Annotated in this window: 21 protein-coding genes and 1 pseudogene; 13 read left to right on the top strand and 9 right to left on the bottom strand. The window is 59.7% G+C overall.

Annotation, left to right across the window (positions count from 1 at the left end):
* Positions 1–54: 54 nt before the first annotated feature.
* Complete coding sequence (locus tag CGLUCO_RS12100) at positions 55–414, bottom strand: DUF3054 domain-containing protein (protein WP_005393305.1); 360 nt, start codon at positions 412–414, stop codon at positions 55–57.
* Positions 415–444: 30 nt separating this feature from the next.
* Here CGLUCO_RS12100 and CGLUCO_RS12095 point away from each other — a divergent pair, with 30 nt between their 5' ends.
* On the top strand, positions 445–1,338 hold the full coding sequence (locus CGLUCO_RS12095) for a hypothetical protein (protein WP_084036461.1): 894 nt from the start codon (positions 445–447) through the stop codon (positions 1,336–1,338).
* Here the strand turns inward: CGLUCO_RS12095 and CGLUCO_RS12090 are convergent.
* Genes CGLUCO_RS12090 through trmB form a run of 4 tightly spaced genes read right to left on the bottom strand, consistent with a single transcriptional unit; the run spans position 1,293 to position 5,774 of the window.
* Entirely contained in the window at positions 1,293–2,189 is an 897-nt protein-coding gene (locus tag CGLUCO_RS12090) for a lysylphosphatidylglycerol synthase transmembrane domain-containing protein (protein WP_084036460.1), read from the bottom strand. The genes CGLUCO_RS12095 and CGLUCO_RS12090 overlap by 46 nt on opposite strands.
* Positions 2,176–4,365 (bottom strand): MMPL family transporter, encoded by a 2,190-nt coding sequence (locus tag CGLUCO_RS12085; protein WP_084036459.1) that lies wholly within the window; start codon positions 4,363–4,365, stop codon positions 2,176–2,178. The genes CGLUCO_RS12090 and CGLUCO_RS12085 overlap by 14 nt, the downstream gene beginning before the upstream one ends.
* A 3-nt stretch (positions 4,366–4,368) precedes the next feature.
* Complete coding sequence (locus CGLUCO_RS12080) at positions 4,369–5,046, bottom strand: NYN domain-containing protein (RefSeq protein WP_005388292.1); 678 nt, start codon at positions 5,044–5,046, stop codon at positions 4,369–4,371.
* Entirely contained in the window at positions 5,046–5,774 is a 729-nt protein-coding gene (trmB, locus tag CGLUCO_RS12075) for a tRNA (guanosine(46)-N7)-methyltransferase TrmB (protein WP_198481463.1), read from the bottom strand. Before trmB ends, CGLUCO_RS12080 begins: the two co-directional genes overlap by 1 nt.
* Before the next feature lie 27 nt (positions 5,775–5,801).
* On the opposite strand from trmB, the gene CGLUCO_RS12070 reads away from it, so the two are divergent.
* The 4 genes from CGLUCO_RS12070 (at position 5,802) to CGLUCO_RS12055 (ending at position 9,632) form a co-directional block, all read left to right on the top strand.
* Complete coding sequence (locus tag CGLUCO_RS12070; RefSeq protein WP_232621951.1) at positions 5,802–6,836, top strand: hypothetical protein; 1,035 nt, start codon at positions 5,802–5,804, stop codon at positions 6,834–6,836.
* Between the two features lie 4 nt (positions 6,837–6,840).
* Positions 6,841–7,044 carry a hypothetical protein gene (locus tag CGLUCO_RS12065; protein ID WP_005393311.1) on the top strand — a complete coding sequence of 68 codons (204 nt, stop codon included), beginning with the start codon at positions 6,841–6,843 and terminating at the stop codon, positions 7,042–7,044.
* Between the two features lie 62 nt (positions 7,045–7,106).
* Positions 7,107–8,930 carry a phosphoenolpyruvate carboxykinase (GTP) gene (locus CGLUCO_RS12060; protein ID WP_084036457.1) on the top strand — a complete coding sequence of 608 codons (1,824 nt, stop codon included), beginning with the start codon at positions 7,107–7,109 and terminating at the stop codon, positions 8,928–8,930.
* Positions 8,931–8,987: 57 nt separating this feature from the next.
* The gene (locus tag CGLUCO_RS12055; protein ID WP_084036456.1) at positions 8,988–9,632 is read left to right on the top strand and encodes a hypothetical protein; all 645 of its coding nucleotides are present in this window, start codon (positions 8,988–8,990) and stop codon (positions 9,630–9,632) included.
* A gap of 31 nt (positions 9,633–9,663) precedes the next feature.
* Here CGLUCO_RS12055 and CGLUCO_RS12050 read toward each other — a convergent pair whose 3' ends face one another.
* On the bottom strand, positions 9,664–9,876 hold the full coding sequence (locus tag CGLUCO_RS12050; RefSeq protein WP_084036455.1) for a hypothetical protein: 213 nt from the start codon (positions 9,874–9,876) through the stop codon (positions 9,664–9,666).
* 319 nt (positions 9,877–10,195) lie between these two features.
* Positions 10,196–10,771 carry a TetR/AcrR family transcriptional regulator gene (locus CGLUCO_RS12045; protein ID WP_084036454.1) on the bottom strand — a complete coding sequence of 192 codons (576 nt, stop codon included), beginning with the start codon at positions 10,769–10,771 and terminating at the stop codon, positions 10,196–10,198.
* Between the two features lie 71 nt (positions 10,772–10,842).
* On the opposite strand from CGLUCO_RS12045, the gene CGLUCO_RS12040 reads away from it, so the two are divergent.
* Together CGLUCO_RS12040 and CGLUCO_RS12035 are read left to right on the top strand one after the other, a co-directional pair.
* Positions 10,843–12,315: an MFS transporter gene (locus CGLUCO_RS12040; protein WP_084036453.1), complete on the top strand. Its 1,473-nt coding sequence runs from the start codon at positions 10,843–10,845 to the stop codon at positions 12,313–12,315.
* Positions 12,316–12,809: 494 nt separating this feature from the next.
* Positions 12,810–13,037, top strand: a complete 228-nt coding sequence (locus CGLUCO_RS12035) for a hypothetical protein (protein WP_084036452.1) — start codon at positions 12,810–12,812, stop codon at positions 13,035–13,037.
* A 386-nt stretch (positions 13,038–13,423) separates the two neighbouring features.
* On the opposite strand, the gene CGLUCO_RS12030 is transcribed toward CGLUCO_RS12035, so the two are convergent.
* Positions 13,424–13,618, bottom strand: a complete 195-nt coding sequence (locus tag CGLUCO_RS12030; RefSeq protein ID WP_232621952.1) for a hypothetical protein — start codon at positions 13,616–13,618, stop codon at positions 13,424–13,426.
* A 95-nt stretch (positions 13,619–13,713) separates the two neighbouring features.
* On the opposite strand from CGLUCO_RS12030, the gene CGLUCO_RS12025 reads away from it, so the two are divergent.
* Positions 13,714–14,133 carry a hypothetical protein gene (locus CGLUCO_RS12025; protein WP_232621953.1) on the top strand — a complete coding sequence of 140 codons (420 nt, stop codon included), beginning with the start codon at positions 13,714–13,716 and terminating at the stop codon, positions 14,131–14,133.
* A 14-nt stretch (positions 14,134–14,147) separates the two neighbouring features.
* Here the strand turns inward: CGLUCO_RS12025 and CGLUCO_RS12020 are convergent, their stop codons facing one another.
* Entirely contained in the window at positions 14,148–14,432 is a 285-nt protein-coding gene (locus CGLUCO_RS12020; protein WP_005388321.1) for a type II toxin-antitoxin system RelB/DinJ family antitoxin, read from the bottom strand.
* 36 nt (positions 14,433–14,468) lie between these two features.
* Between CGLUCO_RS12020 and CGLUCO_RS13135 the strand changes: the two genes are divergently transcribed.
* The 5 genes and pseudogenes from CGLUCO_RS13135 to CGLUCO_RS11995 all read left to right on the top strand — a co-directional run bounded on the left by CGLUCO_RS13135 (position 14,469) and on the right by CGLUCO_RS11995 (position 18,544).
* Positions 14,469–14,657 carry a hypothetical protein gene (locus CGLUCO_RS13135; RefSeq protein ID WP_168167232.1) on the top strand — a complete coding sequence of 63 codons (189 nt, stop codon included), beginning with the start codon at positions 14,469–14,471 and terminating at the stop codon, positions 14,655–14,657.
* A 200-nt stretch (positions 14,658–14,857) separates the two neighbouring features.
* A complete protein-coding gene (locus CGLUCO_RS12010; RefSeq protein ID WP_084036450.1) occupies positions 14,858–15,526 on the top strand; it encodes a helix-turn-helix domain-containing protein in 669 nt (222 codons plus the stop codon).
* Between the two features lie 40 nt (positions 15,527–15,566).
* Positions 15,567–16,758 (top strand): annotated as a pseudogene (locus CGLUCO_RS12005) (IS3 family transposase).
* A 42-nt stretch (positions 16,759–16,800) separates the two neighbouring features.
* Positions 16,801–17,667: an integrase core domain-containing protein gene (locus tag CGLUCO_RS12000; protein WP_084037172.1), complete on the top strand. Its 867-nt coding sequence runs from the start codon at positions 16,801–16,803 to the stop codon at positions 17,665–17,667.
* A gap of 292 nt (positions 17,668–17,959) precedes the next feature.
* Complete coding sequence (locus CGLUCO_RS11995; protein WP_232621954.1) at positions 17,960–18,544, top strand: hypothetical protein; 585 nt, start codon at positions 17,960–17,962, stop codon at positions 18,542–18,544.
* Positions 18,545–18,770 lie beyond the last annotated feature (226 nt).

The following is an 18,770-nucleotide window of genomic DNA, read 5'->3' as shown; positions in this document are numbered from 1 at the left end:
TAACGCGGGGCAGGAGACATCGCATGACAAATAGGGGGTACACTACCCCCGAAATTACAAGAATCGCTTAGCCACAGCGCGCCACCCCAAAAGGAACAGTGCGGACATGGAGCTTGCCACGACGATAAATGACCAGTGGGGGAACGCGGCGTGCCGGATGCCCCAAATGCCAAGCCCGGTCACGACGGTGACCAGCCAGATCGCCACGCCGCCGGGTGTCACCTTCAATGGTGCCCAGGAGCGCCACAGCGTCAGGATCCAGCCGAGGATGATGCCGGTGACGAACGGCCAGGCGGTGTCGAGCCAGCCGACGAAGCTGAGCGGCAGTTCGGGGGAGTTGTGGGCGATGCGCGCGAGCAGTGCAAAGGCGAGGATGGAGGCGATATCTGCGGCCAGGGCTTTAGAGTTAGACATGCGAAAAGTGTACCCGCTATTGTTAGGCTTATGAAAAAGATTGTCACGTCTGCTACGGTTGCGGCTCTTGGTTTGTCCGCGCTGGTGGCGCCGCAGGCTGCAGCGGAGTACACGGAGCAGTATTCGAATGGCACCTGCACCATCCAGGTGAAGCAGGCGGATCAGGACGCTATTAATGCGTATTTGGCAAGTCCCACCGATAGTGCGAATAATCTCGCGAAGGCGCTGCAGGCGATTCTGCTTAAAGAGAAGCCGGACCAGGCCGAGAACATTAAGGCGCTGGAGGAATACCGCGCCAAGTACCCTGAAGATGCCATCCTCGGTTTGACGTTGATCCGCGGTGGTGTCCCCCTCGAGAACAAGAAGCAGGACCTCATCAAGGCTGTCGGTGGGCTCACCTACGAGGGTCTCACCTTCAAAGGCGGCGATGCCCGCTGGTTCGTCAAGGGTCCCGAAAAGGCCACCGAACCTGTGACTTTCGATCCTATTTCGCTTTCCGACGCCCAGGTGGCTGAGGTTCTCTCGTCAGGAGACGTCTCCTCAGTTGCTCCCCAAAACGCCGAGCTGAAGAAGAAAATCGACGAGCACTACAAGGAGGAGACAGCGGACCTCGACAACCTCGGGGCTTTCTACTCCGATTCCGTCAAGGCCGTCTCGGAGACGCTCAAGGATAACGCCGAGAAGGAGCGCGACCGCGCCTCCAAGGCCCTCGGCACGCACTCGCTGAAGACGGCGCTGGAGAACTGCCAGTACCTGTCCCAGGGCAAGGACCCGGAGGACGAGCGCCAGACGGGCTCCTCGGAGGACATGGAGATCATCCGCCCGATAGCCTACATTTTCGCGGGTGTGACGGGCTTGGCGATGCTTCTTACCATCGCCTACGGCTGGGTGCGTGAGCACCAGCCCCAGCTTTTGGGGATGTAGATAATCCAGCCGATGACGGTCATCAGCGCAAAGCTGATGATCCGGTAGGCCACCACGGCCGCGGCGGCGGTGGTGGCATCCACGCCCGTGGACACAAACGCGGCCACCATGGCCGCCTCCACAGGGCCCAATCCACCGGGGGTGACGGGGACGGCGCCGGCGATTTTCGCGGCGGCGTAGGCAAGCAGCACGCCGAAGATGCTGGGGGTGGCGTCGACGGCCCACAGGCACAGGGTGAGCGTGAGGACGTCGAAAAGCCGGTTGACCAGGGACAGGCCGGCGGCGAGGAAGAAAGAAGACGCCGAGATGCGGACGTCGGCAAGCCGGGGGTGCTTGAGCGAGACCACATAAACCACCACGGACAACGCCACGAGCACCGCGAGGGTGACAAACAGCGAGGTCAGGGAGATGGAGGCACCTGTCAACACGATGGCGGCGATGCCGAGGCCGGCGAGCCACACATTGGACAGTGTGCCGGAGAAGACGATGAACCAGCCGCACACGAGCCGCGAGGCCCCCCAGGAGCGTTGCGTGTTGTACTGGTAGGCGGCCGATAGCGCCCCGCCGCCGGGGAAGGTGGTGGACCATGCGTTGCCGATGAACGTCAACACAACGGTGGCGCGTCGTCGCACGTCAACGCCTGCGGATCTGAGCAGTGTGTGCATGACGAGCCCCATCGCCACGAGCGTGAGCAGCGCCGAGCAGACGGCCAGCACCAGCGGCAGCGGGGAGGCCGTGCGCAGCGAGGCAATGCCTGAGCGGAAGAACCCCAGCTGGTCGCGGAAAAACCACACGGCTGCGGCGAGGACCGCGAGCGAGATGACCAGCTGGAGGTACTTATTCGTTTTCAAGGCGGGCGATGAGGTCGGCGACGTTGAGCTGCTGGGTCGGGGGACCACCGGCGGAACTGTTGTGCCCCAGCGCAGCGGAGGCTTTCTTCACCCAGCGGGGCGCCCACCAGCAGTCGTCGCGCAGCATGTGCATGACGGCGGGGACGAGCAGCATGCGGATGATTGTCGCGTCCAGGAAGAGGGCGGCGATCATGCCGAAGGCGATGTATTTCATCATGACGATTTCGGAGAATCCGAAGGCGCCGCAGACGACGATCATGATGACGGCGGCGGCGGTGATGATGAAGCCGGTGTGGGCGGTGCCGTACCGGATGGAGGTGTCGGTGTCGGAGCCGTTTTCGCGCGCTTCCACCATGCGCGACAGGAGGAATACCTCGTAGTCGGTGGATAGGCCGTAGACGATCGCGACGATCAGCACGAGCACCGGCGACATGAGCGGCCCCGGCGTGTAGCCGAGCAGTCCCGCGCCGAACCCGTCGACGAACATCAACGTCAAAATGCCCAGTGTGGCGCCGAGCCCGAGGATGTTCATGATGACGGCCTTGGCGGGCAGGATGACGGATCCGAAAATCAAAGACAGCAAAATGAACGTCGCAGCAACGATGTACAGCGCCATCCAGGGCAGTTTGCCGAGCAGCGCTTCGATGGATTCGACCTCGAGCGCGGGGGTTCCGCCGATGTGGACGGTCACGCCCTCCGGCACGTCAATGTTTCTCAGCTGGTCAACGACGTAGGCATTATCCTTGCGGTCGGCTATCCCTGCGGTTAGTACGGTCGTCTTGTCGACGGTCGGTTTGGCCCCGAACCTTCCCGTCAGCCCCTCTACCTTATTGGCCTGGACGAATACGTCCGCGAGCTGTTGCGGTGTGGCGTTTTCTACCACGAGTTTGACGGGGTCGGTGCGCATGGAGAACGTCTCGTCGAATTCTTCCTGCGCGGCCCGCACGGAGTTGTTCGGCGGCAGGTACGTTTCGTTGATGCCGCCGAATTTGATGCCGCCCAGCGGCAGCGTGAGGCCCAGCAGCACGGCGACGATGGCGACGGTGACGAGCTTGGAGTGCTTCATCGCCCACGTGGGGATCCGCGCCCAAAACGTCTGCGACCAGTGTGTGGTGGAGTCCTTCGTCTTCCGGATCGACCACTTGTCGATGTTCTTCCCCAGCATGCCGAAGATCGACGGCAACACCGTAATCGACAGCACCGCGGCGAGCCCGACGGCGGAGATCGCGCCGTAGGCCACGGACTTCAAAAACGCCTGCGGGTAGATGAACAGTCCGCTCAGCGCGACAGCAACCATGGCCGCCGAGAAGACGACGGTCTTGCCCGCCGTGGACACGGTGATGCCTACCGCATGTTCGATTCGATCCTCGTCATGGCCGACGGAGTCGGCCATTTCTTCCCTAAAGCGTGACACGAGGAACAGGCCGTAGTCGATGGCCAGGCCGAGTCCCAGCAGCGTGACCACGGACTGCGCGAACACGTTGACCTGCGCCACGGTGGCGATGAGCGAGAGGATGCCGAGTGAGCCCATGATGGACAAGATGCCAACAAGCAGGGGCATGGACGCGGCGACGACGGAGCCGAACACGATGAGGAGCAGCACGCCGACGGCGGGCAGCGCCACAACCTCGGCGCGGGAAATGTCACTGCTCATTCCCTTGTCCAAAGCGTCGGCAACAGCAGTGGCACCGGCCACCTGCACATCGGCGCCGGCGACCTCGGTGGGCAGCTGGTCGGCGATGGCGCGGAAGTCCTTCAGGGTCTGTTCTCCGTCGCCGGCCAGCCCGATGGCCACAAACGCGAGGGACTTGTCCTTCGTGGCGAGGTTCGGGTTGAGCGTGGTGAAGTAGCTGGTGACCGTCTCCACCTCGGGGTTGGCCTTGAGCTTTTCCACCTCCGCCGCCATGGATTTGTACAGCGTCGGGTCGTCGACGGTCTTCCCCTCCGGTGCGGTGACGAGCAGGATCACGTCGCCCTGGTTGTCGCGCCCGTAGATCTCCTGTTCGACGACGGCGGCCTGCGTGGACGAGGAGTTCGGGTCGTCCCAGCCCTCCTGGCTCATCCGCTCGCCGAGCTGCGTGCCTACAAGCGCGAACAGAAGCACGATGAAAGCGACGACGACGATGGGCACCACGCGCCGATGCTTGTATGCGAAAAGTCCCCAGCGGTAGAACATGCGTTAATCCTCCGCGTGGTGTGCGTTGCGTCCGGTGAGGAGCGCAGAAAGCGGGCGGAATGGCTGCAGCCAGGCACCTTCCTCCGGCAGCGCGTCGAGGGAGATGCGCGGCAGCGGTTCGCGGAACACGCCGGGGATCTCCTCCAGGTCGACAAACTCGATGTTCTCGGCCGTGACAGCCCACGATGCGTGCTCGTGGAAACCAATCACTGTGGCGGGGATGCCTTCGTCGGCAAGCTCAAGAAGGAGCTCGCGGAAGTTCTGGCCGTCGGCGCTGGCGACGACAACCCCACGCAGCACGCCTTCGGTGTGGCGGCGGCGGATATGTGCCAGCATGTCCGGGTCGACGTCGGAGTCTTCCTCGGACTTGGGCTTGGCAAACACGGCGAAGCCGACGTTGCGCAGCGCCTCCACCCACGAGCGCATGACTTCCGCGCCGCCGGGTGCGACGTTGGTGAACACAGTCGCCTCAGGCTCGATGTCCTCACCCAGCTGCTCTGCCCGCTTCAGGAGCCACCGGCCGATCGCATCAAACCGTGGCCGGTACGCCGAGGTGGGCCGCCCGCCGAGGATGGAGCCCAGCCCCATGTCCACGTTGGGGGCATCCCAGACGAGCAGGTAGTCGGGCGGGCCGGGCTCAGCGCCGGGGGTGTAATGGTGTGGAATTTCGATATCGTGCATTATGAACGTTTCCTCCACAGGAATTCCGTAATGGTGTGCTCCTGGCGGAGGCCTTTACCTTCAAATTTTGTGATTACTTGTCGGTCGGTGAGGATGGGGGCATCCTCCCACGGCCAGCCCATGAATTCTAGGCTTGGTTCTACGTTAGTCAGTTCGGAAATCCAGGCAGCATAGTCCGCGTGGTCCGTGGCGACGTGGAGCACGCCGCCGGGGCGCAGCTTGTCGGCCAAAAGCCGCAGCGTGCCGGATTGGATGATGCGACGCTTGTGGTGGCGGGCTTTGGGCCACGGGTCGGGGAAGAAGATGCGCACGCCGGCGAGCGCCCCGTCGGGGATCATCCGGTTGAGCACTTCGACGCCGTCGCCGCGCACCATGCGGATGTTGGGGATGTCTTCCCGCACGATGGCGCCCAACAGCTTCGCCAGCCCCGGCTTGTAGATCTCCACGGCGATGATGTTGTACGAGGGTTCCAGCGGCGCCATGGCGGCGGTGGAGGTGCCGGTGCCGGAGCCGATCTCGAGGATGGTGGGGTGGTTTTTCCGCCCGAACCATTCCTCAATATCGATCTCTTCATCGGCCAATTCGCGCCCGTAGGTGGGCCAGTGTGTCTCCCAGGTGGCGGCCTGGTTGTCTGTCAGTGTGCCGCGGCGGAAGCTGACGGAGCCGAGCCGCGGGTAGTCTAGTCCATCGTCAAAGGTGGACTGCATTTTCCTATCAAAATCAGTCATAGCGCAGTTTATTGTTCCTGTCTGGGGGTGATTTTTCAATTTGCGCGCGGCTGTGGCCTGACGGACAATGGGGGAAAGCTACAAAGGGGGTTGTCGATGGGGGATCTGGAAAGCACCTGTCGTGCCTGGTTAGCCACCCGTCCGCCGGGGTGTCCGGCGCGTCGCGCGGTGGAGCGTTCGTTGGCGCGCCTGTCGGGTCCGCCGCGGGTGGCGGTCACCTCGCCGGTGGCGGCACTGGAGGTTCCAGTCCGCGGTGCCACCGTGGTGCACGCCGCCTGGCCGCTCACTCAGCCGGGCATTGATGTGGGGGTTCTCGTCACCGAGCGCGTCACGGGTCGCATGCGCGCGCGGATGCAGGTCGGTCCGTTTCCCATTGTCGTCTGCGCGAGCATTGCCGACGTCCAGCAGGCCATCGATGCGGTCAACCTCCCCCGCGCCCGCGAGCAAGCCTTGGCCCGCGAGGTTACCCACACCGCCCGTCAATATCCGCATGCTAATGTGCCAGCGACGCACCTCCCACGCCCACGCGAGCAACGAGCGTGGGCGCGAGGAACGAGCGTGGGCGTGCGCGTGTGCGTCGTCGGCCACGGCCGCGTTGACCTCCCCGGTTTCGATGTCGTCGCGGGGCCGGACAAGGGCGCGGATGTCTGCGTCGCCGTCGCTGGTCCGAACGGCTGGGAGGCCGGTGATCGCGAGATCCTCGCGGAGTGTTTCGCGGCCATCGGGCGCCTTGTTGTCACCGCCCCGCCGCCGCCGGGCCTCGATGACTGGGTGGTTGTCGCGCGTCACGGCCTGCCCGAGGCGATTGCCCAGGCGTGCCAGCGCCCCCCGGCCGTGCCGCTGCCACCGGTGCCGGTGTCGCGCGTGGCCACGGCGCGGTTTCGCCGCCGCACGCTGTGGGAGCCGATCATTGTCAGCGTCATCGTGGCCGTCGGCCTGTCTCGGATGCTGCCCGTCGCCGTGGCGGCAGCGCTCGCGGGAGTGTTGTACGGGGTGAGACGGAGTCGTCGACAAGCAAAAAGCCCGGGGAGGGCCTGGGCGGAGAACCTAGTACAGGGGTAACCAAATGGACGATATCTTAGACTTTTTCATGGATGGGGATCACTTCGAAATTCCGAATGCTTTCGGTGGTGAGGCGACTTTTTACTCCGATGACGGCATCCTAGTTTTTGCAGATCTGGACGGGGACGGAACAGTAGATCAGGTGGCACATACCGATTTTGAGGGGCATTCCAGGGTGTGGAACAAAGAGATGTGGGACGGTGCCTAAGACTGGTTATGACAGGTGGTAGTGTTGGGGTTATAAAGTGTTACCGGATTTAGGAGATGTAGATGACTGCACCCACCATCCCAGGGCTTAAGGGGACAGCCCCTACCAACAATGTCGATCTCATCCAGTGGATCGTCGAGGCCGTGAAGTTGTTCGAGCCGGACGAGGTCCAGTTCTGTGACGGTTCCCGCGAGGAGTGGGATCGTCTGACCAGCGAGCTGGTGGAAAAAGGAACGCTCACCAAGTTGAACGAGGAAAAGCGCCCGAATAGCTTCCTCGCCCGTTCCAACCCCAGCGATGTCGCTCGCGTCGAGTCACGCACCTTCATCTGCACGGAGGATCCGGACGGCGCCGGCCCCACCAACCACTGGGTCGACCCGAAGCAGATGCGCGAGGAGATGACCGAGCACTTCCGTGGCTCCATGAAGGGCCGCACGATGTACGTCGTGCCGTTCTGCATGGGCCCGATCACGGATCCGGCACCGAAGCTCGGTGTCCAGCTCACCGACTCCGCCTACGTCGTCTTGTCCATGGGCATCATGACCCGCATGGGTGCCGAGGCGCTGGAGAAGATTGGCGACGACGGCGACTTCGTCCACTGCCTCCACTCTGTCGGCGCCCCGCTCGAGGAGGGCGAGGAGGACGTTGCGTGGCCGTGCAATGACACCAAGTACATCACGCAGTTCCCGGATACCCGTGAGATCTGGTCCTTCGGCTCCGGCTACGGCGGCAACGCCATCCTGGCCAAGAAGTGCTACGCGCTGCGCATCGCCTCCGTCATGGCTCGCGATGAGGGTTGGATGGCAGAGCACATGCTCATTTTGAAGCTCACCTCCCCGGAGGGTAAGGACTACTACATCACCGGCGCTTTCCCGTCGGCATGTGGCAAGACCAACCTCGCCATGATCACCCCGACGCTCGAGGGCTGGACCGCCGAGGTCGTCGGCGATGACATCGCCTGGATGCACTTCGGCGAGGACGGTCGCCTCTACGCCGTCAACCCGGAAAACGGCTTCTTTGGCGTCGCGCCGGGCACGAGCTACGAGTCCAACCCCAACGCCATGAAGTCGATGGAGCCGGGCAACACGCTGTTCACCAACGTTGCGCTTACCGACGACGGCGACGTCTGGTGGGAGGGTATGACCAAGGAGCCGCCGGCCCACCTTATCGACTGGCACGGTAACGACTGGACCCCCGAATCCGGCGTGGCCGCCGCCCACCCGAACTCCCGCTACACCGTCCCGCTGGATCAGTGCCCGGTGGCGGCGCAGGAATTCCATGACCCGAAGGGCGTGCCGGTGTCCGCCATCCTCTTTGGTGGCCGCCGCCCCGACACTGTCCCGCTCGTCTCCGAGACCCGCGACTGGAAGCACGGTGTCCTGACCGGCGCGCTGCTGGCCTCCGGCCAGACCGCCGCTGCCGAGGGCGAGGTTGGTGCGCTGCGCCACGACCCGATGGCGATGCTCCCGTTCATCGGCTACAACGTCGGCGACTACCTGGCTCACTGGCTGGAGATCGGCAAGAAGGAAGGTGCCAACCTACCGCGCATCTACCTTGTTAACTGGTTCCGCCGCGGCGAGGACGGCCGCTTCCTGTGGCCCGGCTTCGGCGACAACTCCCGCGTGCTCAAGTGGATCACCCAGCGCATCGAGGGCGAGGTCGAGGCCGACGAGACCCCGGCAGGTCTCACCGCCCGCTTCGAGGACCTGGACCTCACCGGCCTGGACTACGAGGAGGACGACATCCGCGAGTCCCTGGCCGCTCCCGTCGAAAAGTGGCGTGCCGACATCGAGGACAACGAGCAGTGGCTCGAGCACCTCGGTGACCGCGTGCCCAAGGAACTATGGGACGAGTGGGAGAAGCAAAAAGCTCGCCTGAATAAGTAAACACGCGAAGGGAGGTCCGCCAAGGACCTCCCTTTTTTCACGGTAAGGCAGGGTGATATGGCACATTATGCGCGTCCGGCCTTGGCTAACCTGTACCTAGAAGAGCACATAGATGTACCGGATCCTGTCCTGTTCATCCAGCAGTACACCGAGCTGATGGGCTTTCAGTGGGATCTTAACGACGCCGGCTTTGCCACAGACCTCTCCGAACACCACGGCGACAAGCCTGCGGTCTGGTTTCAAGTGGGGATCGACAGCGGCTACCCCATCGCGCAGATGCTCCAGCTACTCGCCGCCTACCAGGACTTTTCCGGGGTAGAGGGGAAAAGGGAGCTGGTGGTGCCAGTATTCTCGTCCACCGATCTAGGTCTTGCCCTAACCCCTGCGTGGGGCCCGTGCTGTGTCCCGGCTGTTGGCACTTTCACGTGTTCGTCTGAAGAGAAGATGGGCGGGAAACTCGAAGAGGCGCTGGCGATGGCGGAACAAACTGGCCTGTGCGCAAACGTGAGCCTCACCCCGTGTGCACCGAGCAATCCGGGCAGTTTCGTCGACAATCTGCTCGGGCAGAGCACACAGACTTTTCGCTTTTCGTTCTTGCGCCCGCGCTTCGAGCTGGGCAGTGTGCCACCTGTGCTCATGGCAATGGTGTGTGCGGTGGAAACGCTGTGTCCTGATTTCTACGTAGATATCAAGCTCTTTTAGAGTCGGAAACGCCCCACCCGCTGGAAGATCGCTATGCGATTTCGGACTTGAGCCGGGCGTTTTCCTTTTTAACGGTGAGGTAATCAAAGAGGAAGATAAGGAAAAAGATGGGGAAAGCGATCTTCCCCGCGAGCTCCCCGTACACAGCGATTGCAGGTTGGGTATCGGTTACGCTCATGAATCCGGAACATACGACTCCGATGATACAAATGATCGCCAGGAGGATTGGAACGGTCTGTCTCATTTCGTCTCCTTAAAGCAAAATGCGCGCTGCACACGAACTAAAGCTCGGGTAGCGATTATTCGCGGGACCCACCCGGGCGTGGCCTAGCGCAATGGACAAATAGTTTTCCTTCGTAATTCCACGATAAGAAGACGCCGATGTTTTTTCCCATTAAATATCTAGATTGCTATGAAACTGTTAACGGTTTTGTTTATCGTAGAAAAAATGACCTTGCCTTATGGCAACAAAATGGGAACTACCTGGAAAGAGAAATTAGCCGACTGGGTAAGTGTGGAAAACGTATACGTACTTCTGCGTGCGCTTCGGCGACCGTGGAGTACTACGCGCCGAACGCCTCCACCATGGCCTCCACGCTGCCCCGGATGACGGCCTCCACCTCGGTAGCGGGGACGCCGCGCTCCAGCTGCGTGAATCCGTTGCTCACCAGGGCGATCGTCGCAGACGTCAACCCGTCAGCGTGCGAAGGGCACAGCGCCTCCCACTCTGTGCGCACCGTCCCCATGAGTTCCCCGTGCGCCTGGTCCACAGCATCGCTGGTGTGGGGAGTTACCGGCAAGTTCATAAGCCACCCGTGCCCGGTCGTTGCGGCCTGCTCGAGCGATGCGCTCACCCAGGCGAGCAGCCTCTCGCGGGGCGAGGAGTGTTCAGCCACCGCCGTCGTGATCGCCTCGTTCCACTGCGGCAGGTAGCGCCCGATGACCAGGCCGGGCAGTTCGTCCACGGAGGAGACGTACCGGTACAGCCCGTTGCGCGCGATCCCTGCGCGTTCGCACACCACCTTGGCGGTCAGTCCGGCAATTCCATCAGTGCGCAGCGTTTCCTCGGCGGCGGTGATGAGTTTGTCCAGAACGCCCGCCCGGTGTTCGGCGACGGTAGGTGCGTTGATCTTCGGCATACAGAACACTGTACCCCGCCCCCTTACGTGACAACTTGTCACGCATCGATAAACGCGCTATTTTGTAAGACATGATGTTACGTAAAAATGTGCGCGGGCAGAAGTGGATCGCCCTCGGCGTCCTCGCCGCCGGACTGAGCCTCATCGTCCTCGACGGCACCATCGTCGGCGTCGCCCTTCCCCGCATCATCGAATCCCTCGGCCTCACACTTACCGACGCCCAGTGGGTCACCAGCCTCTACTCCGTCGTCTTCGCCGCCTTCCTCCTCTCCTTCGGCAAGCTGGGCGATATCTACGGCCGCCGCCGCATCTTCCTCACCGGCGTCGCCATCTTCATCCTCGGCAGCCTGCTTGCAGCGTGTGCCGGAACGGCACGCCTCCTCATCGCCGCCCGCGCCGTCCAAGGCCTCGGCGGCTCGATGGTCCTGCCCACGACGCTGTCCATCGTCAACGCCACCTTCCGCGGGAAGGACCGCGCCATTGCCTTCGGTGTCTGGGGCGCGGTCATGGCGGGCATGGCCGCCGTCGGCCCGCTCCTCGGCGGCTGGCTGACCACCGCGTTTACGTGGCGCTACATCTTCCTCGTCAACATCCCCCTGGGGCTCATCATCATCGCCCTCGGTGTCCTCTTCGTTCCCACGTCAAAGGCCGGTGGCGACATGCCCCGTGACCTCCTCGGCTTCGTCCTCAGCGCCGCAGGTTCTGGCGCGGTCGTCTACGGGCTCATCGAGGATTCCGCGCGCCTTGCCGTCCTCGTCGGCGTCGTCCTCCTCGCCATCTTCGCCTGGTGGGAGTCCCGCCGCGCCGACACCGCGCTCCTCGACATGCGCCTTTTCCGCCTCCCCACCTTCGCCTGGGGAAACCTCACCGCCGGCGCCGTCGCCACCGGCGAGTTCGCGATGATCTTCATCCTCCCGCTCTACCTCGTCAACGTCCGGGAGCTCACGATCATGCAGGCAGGCTGGGTGCTCGCTGCCATGGCCATCGGTGCGCTCGTCGCCGGCGGTTCCGCCCGCCACCTCGCAGCCGCCCTCGGTGCCGCCCGCGCGGTCATCCTCGGCCTCTCTCTCGAAGTCGCAGGTGTCGCTGCCGCCGTCGTGGTCGTCCACGGCGAGCGCGCCACCGGCTGGCTCACCCTCGCGCTGGTGGTCTACGGCATCGGTCTCGGGATCGCTTCCGCCCAGCTCACCTCCCTCGTGCTTGCCGACGTCTCCCCCTCCCAATCCGGCATCGGTTCCGCAACCCAGTCCACCGTCCGCCAATTCGGCTCCGCCCTCGGGGCCGCCGTCGCCGGTGCGGTCCTCGCCGCCCGCCTGAACGCCACGCTTCCCCCGAGCATCGCCGGTCCCGTCGCCTCCTCCGCCGGGGGCGCGATCCACGCATTCCCGGGTGCCGATTCCATCGCCACTGCCTTCGCCCACGCCGCCTCCACGTCGATCCTCGTCGCCCTCGTCTTCCTCGTACTGGGGCTTATTGGATCCGTCCGGGTGTGGCAGGTCTCGAAGCGTCACCAACGTTCTCGAGAGAGTGTAGCGGTGGGGTAGTGGTGTCGAGCTCTTCGAATAGAAGTCTGAGCTGCTATTTGCTGAGTTCTTTTTGAATCGCCCTGATTCGGCGGAAAGCATTGATTGAGAGGGCTATAACGACGGTCACATACGAGAATTCGGAAGCAAGGTTGCCGCCCAAGGCGGCGCAAAGAAGAAGAAAGCTCGCAATCGATAAAAAGTAGTCTCTCCGTTGCTGTGAGTTCAATCCTGTTCACATGCCTTTCCCTGAAACTAGCACTCACTCGTTCATCGGTGGTTGCTTAGGTGGCATCGACTGATCCTTGCCACACTGTTCGGGCTAAGTAGAGACGAGGAAATTTCATTGCCGAAATAAAAATACTAATAAATAGATAAAGGAATCAGTAAAACGCTTGTTCCCTTCGGTCTAGTCTGCTTAAGGTAACTCTTGACCGTTGGCTTAAATGTGGTCAGGTTTGCTGCATACGTCCCGGCGGAAAAGTAAAGTCCATACGCCTCGACGGAGGAATCCCATGTCTGTAAAACGAGAAAGTAAAGATCAGCAGCCTAATGCTGCCAAACTGGGTATGTGGTACGCAATCATCGCGATGATCTTGATCGGCATCGGAGTCGTCCCGATGGTGGTTCGAGAGCCAACCGCTTCCCATTTTCTCTTCGGTGTCGCCCTAGAACTAATCGGTGGAGCCATCGTCTTTGGAGTCGCAGTGATCGCGGCCAGGCATCGAGAAAGAAAAGCCTAAAAATGATGGCTGCGCAAAAATTGTGATGAACGACAAACAGTAAGGGCGCGGGCGTATGTGGCGGGATCGTGGCAACAAGAAATGTAGCTGAGTCGATTTTACTTGTCGTGGCGCGAGATAGCGTCGGCTGAAAGGCGGCCTGCATAGGTGAGTTAGCGCCTTTCACTGGCAAGGGCAATCCACTGATTGGGAGAGTTCCCCAGCAGCGGATTGTTTTGGTCCGAGCTCCTGAGATTTAAATCGTGGCCACGGAGTCCCGCTCCACGAGTGGCATGGGCAGGCTGCGGGGGATGTCGGTTTTGCCGCCCAGCATGTCGAGGAGGAGAGTGGGGCTGGGAATCCGTCTGCCGACAGTGACTCCCCGCCTGTGATATGTGGACGCTGGACTAAACGGCACCCGATCTGCGATGCTCATTGCCAGCATCGCGGGAATCGTTGCGCTTTTCGCCCCACGGAGAGAAAAGAAGCACGAGGAAGATGACAAGTGCGACGATTCCCATCCACCGGGATTCCACGGTGATGTTCAGCGCAGTCATGCAAATGACAAAGATAGTCAAAATGATGCGTTTTGTGGTCGTCATCGACGTTTCCTTACGGCGTAGTTTAGGGTTTTGGGACTGGACCATCGACAGTACCATAAGCGACTGTATAGGAAAGATGCGAGGTGATGGTACCGATGTGGGGACAAAACGACGGCCGGGAAGACGGATCTGAGGTAGAGGACATTCTGGCACGTCTGTCGGTCGCGGAGAGAGAGATTCTGACCCGTGAGGGGGAGTCATTTCCCCGAGCAATGCTCGAAAAGGAGGTGGCGGCCGGTTCCGATGACACAGAAAAGATCGCGCGGATGACGGCCATCGTTGGGACGTGGTCGAACACTAATACCGGAAGTGTGTGGGAGGTTGGCCCGCTAGAAGATACGCCCTATTCCAGTAGGTTCGGGATAGGTGTTGCCCGTGAAAGTGATGGCTCATTCACTCCGCTGGTAACTGCCGTGGAGGACATCGTTTCCGCAGACGGGAATCGGAGCGATCTTCTGGATCGGTTACAGTCTTTCGCGGAATTCGACCGCAGACAATATCTCAAGCGGTCGTAACAGCAACGGACCGCTCAGTCTTCACCCTGCGACAGCGCGGCTTCGATCATTTCTCGGCCGCTTGTAAACGTCGAGCCGCTGCCAGCGGCAATCATTCGCTTCGTTTCGAGGAGAGCCGCTTCGCTTTCCGCGTTCGGCTGCCGGTAGTCCAGCGAGAGCGGAATCGAGTTGGTGTGCACCATCTCTGTGAAAAACGCGCGTACGACCGTGGATAGGTCTAGGCCGTACGATTCGGCTACTTCGGCTGCTTGGTCCTTGAGATCCTGGTTGAGTCGAATGGTAAGAGTGCTTGCAGGCATACGTACATTGTATGTCCAATGCACATACATTACTCAGTGAGTGTGTTTTTGAAGCACAATGACCAGGTTGCTGGTGAGGAACTCGCGGAGGAGCGGGATGCGGGTGGTCCACCAGGCCCATTGTGGGTGGTAGCGGGGGAAGAGGCCAAGGACGCTAGCATCGCGCACGGAACGTGCCCAGCGGATGCCTTCAGTAGAGGTAACTTCGAAAAACTGTTCGTATAGGAATATCCTGTTTTAGCAGTCGCCGGCGATTCGCGTCACCGAGGTAGTGCTGCTGCAAGTCGGTTGCTTGACCGCTGAAGGAGTGATGTCTCACTAGTTTTTGGACACGGAGTCCAATGACTTATTGGACATGGAGTCTAAGGGGTTTGTGGGCATTGTGTCTTAATAGTTTTTGGACACTTTTTGTGTGCAATGGCTAGATGAGTATTTCACTTTCTTTGCGTAAGCGGATCGCGTCTTTCGATCCGGTTCGCGATGGTAAAACTGTCCGCCAGTTTTGTCGGGAGGTTGGTTGTTCCCGGCAGACCTACTACAACATCAAGAAACGGGTGAAGGAGCGTGGGGAGGCTGGGATTATCACTGACTCCACGGCTCCTCACACTCCGCACACTACATTCGATGATGATGACCATAGGCTCATCCTTGAGACTCGTGAACGGTTGAAGAAGTTTGGGTCTGACTATGGTCCTTGGTCGATCTACTACGCGTTGGTGGATGAGAATAACAGGTTGGATGGGCCGTCGCGGTCTACGATTGCCCGGGTTTTGAGTGTGCATGGGGTGACAGAAGAAAACGCGAGGAAACGGCCACGTTCCTCGCTTAAAAGGTTTGCTCGGGGTGCGGCCAATGAGTTGTGGCAAATCGATGCGATGATCTACCGCCTGTTTGATTTGCACCATACACAAATAACGATCTACCAGGTTATTGATGATGCCACCAGGTTGGACGTGGGGACACAAGCCTTCGCCACCCATGAAAACGGCACAGATGCCAGAACAGTGCTGGACCAAGCGATGAAGAACTACGGCGTGCCGCAAGAGATCCTGAGTGATAATGGGGAGCTGACCCCGTTTGTGTGGACACCCTGATTCCCGGCTTGTTGGGTCGGGGGAAAGGTAGTCTACTGTCATGCCGCGTAGAAATTTTTCTTAAGGAGTTCAAGCGCGATGCGGTCGCGATGTATGAGAACGACCCCGATGTGTCGATGAACCAGGTCTCCAAGGATTTGGGGATCAATCGAGCCACACTGCGTTATTGGATCGACCAGTTTGGAACTGGTAAGAAAACAGCACCTGTAGCTGTGGAAAAGCCTTCTGATGACCGCAATCTAGAAGATGAAAACCGCCGTCTGAAAAAGGAAAACACCAGGCTTCGTGAGGAGCGGGATATTTTGGTCAAGGCCGCGAAATATTTCGCGGAAGAGACAAACTGGTGATCCGCTTGAAGGTTTGCCCGCGACCACTGCACCGAATACTCGGTCAAGCGGATGTGTGCCGTTTTGAAGATCCACCGCAGTAGCTACAACACCTGGCGTAGTAGACGCGACAGGCGGGATCACAAGGCTTTGTCAGATGCACTTCTTGGGGTGCGTATCACGGAGGTCTTCCGCCAAGAAAACGGCTGCTACGGTGCAAAACGCATCACGGCAGAACTTAATGATGATCCAGGTTCTACTCCTCTAAACCACAAGCGTGTGGCCAGGATCATGAAGAATGTGGGCCTTTACGGGTATACGAGGCGACGAAGAGTGAAAACCACCGTGCGGGCTAAGGGCCGACATGTGTTTGCTGACCTTGTACGCCACAGGTTTTACGCCGATAGACTCAACAAGCTTTATGTTGGTGACATTACCTACTTGCCTATTGCTGACGGGTCGAACATGTATCTGGCGACAGTATTGGATTGTTGTTCTCGCAGGCTTGTGGGCTTTGCTATCGCGGATCATATGAAAACCTCGCTTGTGATTGAGGCCGTGAACAATGCATGCGCCACCCGTAGAGGCCTTGCAGGATCGGTGTTTCATTCCGACCACGGCAGTGTGTATACCTCGGATGAGTTTAAGAAAACATGTACGGAACTGGGCGTCACCCAATCGATGGGGTCTGTGGGAACCAGTGCCGATAATGCGTTTGCGGAGTCGTTTGACTCCACGTTGAAAAGAGAGGTACTTCAGGATCGGAAAACCTTTGCAAACCAGCTTGAATGCCGCAGACAAGTGTTCCGGTGGTGTGCCCGCTACAACACATCCAGGCGCCACAGTTGGTGTGGCTGTCAAGCCCCGAACACTTTCGAGGAGAAACAGATGTACCGTGTCGCCTAACCGCGTCTGCTAAGATCAAACTCAATTAATTTTTCACCCCAGGTGTCCACATCCATGGGGTCGGGTCCTGGGGATGCGTTTGCAACCTACCACCGGGGATACCTCTCCCAGACGGAGGTGTGGCTGGCTTCATTGGGGGTTGTCTCCATTGCTGGTTTTGCACCAACCACCCAGGGCAAAGATGAACGCTCCCACAAGACGCTGACCGCGTTTTTGGATGCCCGACACCCCACCAGCCTTCAGGAAGTCACCAGATTCTTGGTGGACTACCGCCACCACTACAACACCAAACGGCGCCACCAAGGCCTTGTTAAGGGCCGTTTCCATCTGACACCCCAAGAAGCCTGGGAGGCTTTCCCGAAGGCTGAGCCACCGACCAGCCCCGTGAATCCGGATGTGTTGTGGAACAAGATCGCCACCTACTACAAGGACACCATCGCCGATAGTGCGGGACCGGCAGGAGCAGCCACTCCCACCGACCCCCACAGCACCACGCCAGCATCCCACCAGGACACTATAAGCACTGCACCTCCAAGTGTATCGCCCAGTCTTCCTACAATCCCCGGGCAAAACCCGTGGGGATTACCCGCAGAAACCACCATCGACAACAATGGGGTCGTATCTGTGTGTGGCACTCGCGTGTATGTGGGGATGAGGTTTAAAAACCGGCGCCTGGCAACCAACATTACCGAGGACACCATCGCCGAGTTCTACACCATTCACGACGGAGAGTTGCTCTTCTCCTTCCCGTTGCCGATCAGATGCTTGAAAAAGCCCACCAGTCAGATCAACATCAACTATATCCAAGGCATGTGGCACCGACAGCCACCCACAGTGATGAAGAACTTGGAAGGCCCCCGCCCGCCACGAGGTAAAAGTCGAAAGAAAGCCCGCAAATTCCACTGCTAGGGACCTGCCCAAAAAGTAGTGAGACTCCCAGTCCAAAAAGTCCCGAGACTCCGTGTCCAAAAAGTCTCGGGACTCCGTGTCCAACAACTACTGGGACATAACACTTGACCGCTGAAGGGGCGAAACTGATGGACTAGCTGAATGCTGGTGAGAGTATCGAGTTTGACTGTATACACCAGTTGCCGAAATGGTTTGCGACTGACAGTTGGGGAGAGTAGATTGTCGATTAAGCGGCGATTGTTTTCCTAGTCTCCATTTCCTAAAACCAATATCGAACGGAGTTAATATCCCTATGACCTTCCGATCGAAAATAAAAAGCACTACTGCAAGCATGTGTGCTCTAACCTTGTGCCTGTCGACAGTGGCACCAGTATCTGCTACAACCCGTGGAGGATCGGCCAAACAATCGCTTGCAGTTGTACGCGGGACAAGTGGATTCGCACCGTCGCTCTCGGAAGCTGAATTGCTGCCCATCTTCACTGCTATCGAAGAAATCCCGGATGAGGTTCTGGCCGCTGGAAATACGTCCACACACAGATGGCTTGAAGACAAGCTTCAAGGAGATTCGCGTCCGCCGGAGATGACAACATATGGTGTTGCAGGTTGCGTAAGCGCGATCGGAATTGCACTAGTAACCAGTCTTCCAGCATTTAAAGTTGCTAGAATACGCAAAGCTCTGAAACAAGCCGGAGGGGCAACAACGTTTGTGAAGACTTTCAAGAGGGTGTACGACGAGCAGAGAAGTCGAGGGGTGGATTTTGCAAACGCCGTGCAGGAGGGGGTTAATGCGGGCGCACACATGGCAGCTCCGGAAGCAAAGCAGGCTCTACTCGATTTGTTCAACCTTGGGAATCTCTACAGTGCGTGCTTCGAATAATGCTTCAAAAATGCGCCTCACACTTGACATACTCGCTTGCTTCCTCGGCTTCGTCGGCTTATTCCTCATTTTTGCCCCTGGGGTGAGCAATCCCTGCAACATTGGTGGAATGGCGTGTGGTGTCGCCGCTATTATCCTCTTTCTTACAACTACTTGGAATAATAAGGGGAAGAATGTAAAGGGGGATGAAAAATCCCAGCTGAGAGATATGTAATCAACAATAAGA

Origin of the sequence: Corynebacterium glucuronolyticum DSM 44120, assembly GCF_030440595.1 — a bacterium.
Classification (GTDB): Bacteria; Actinomycetota; Actinomycetes; order Mycobacteriales; family Mycobacteriaceae; genus Corynebacterium; species Corynebacterium glucuronolyticum.
The sequence above is the reverse complement of the archived record's forward strand: the minus strand, read 5'-3'. Positions and strand labels throughout refer to the sequence as shown.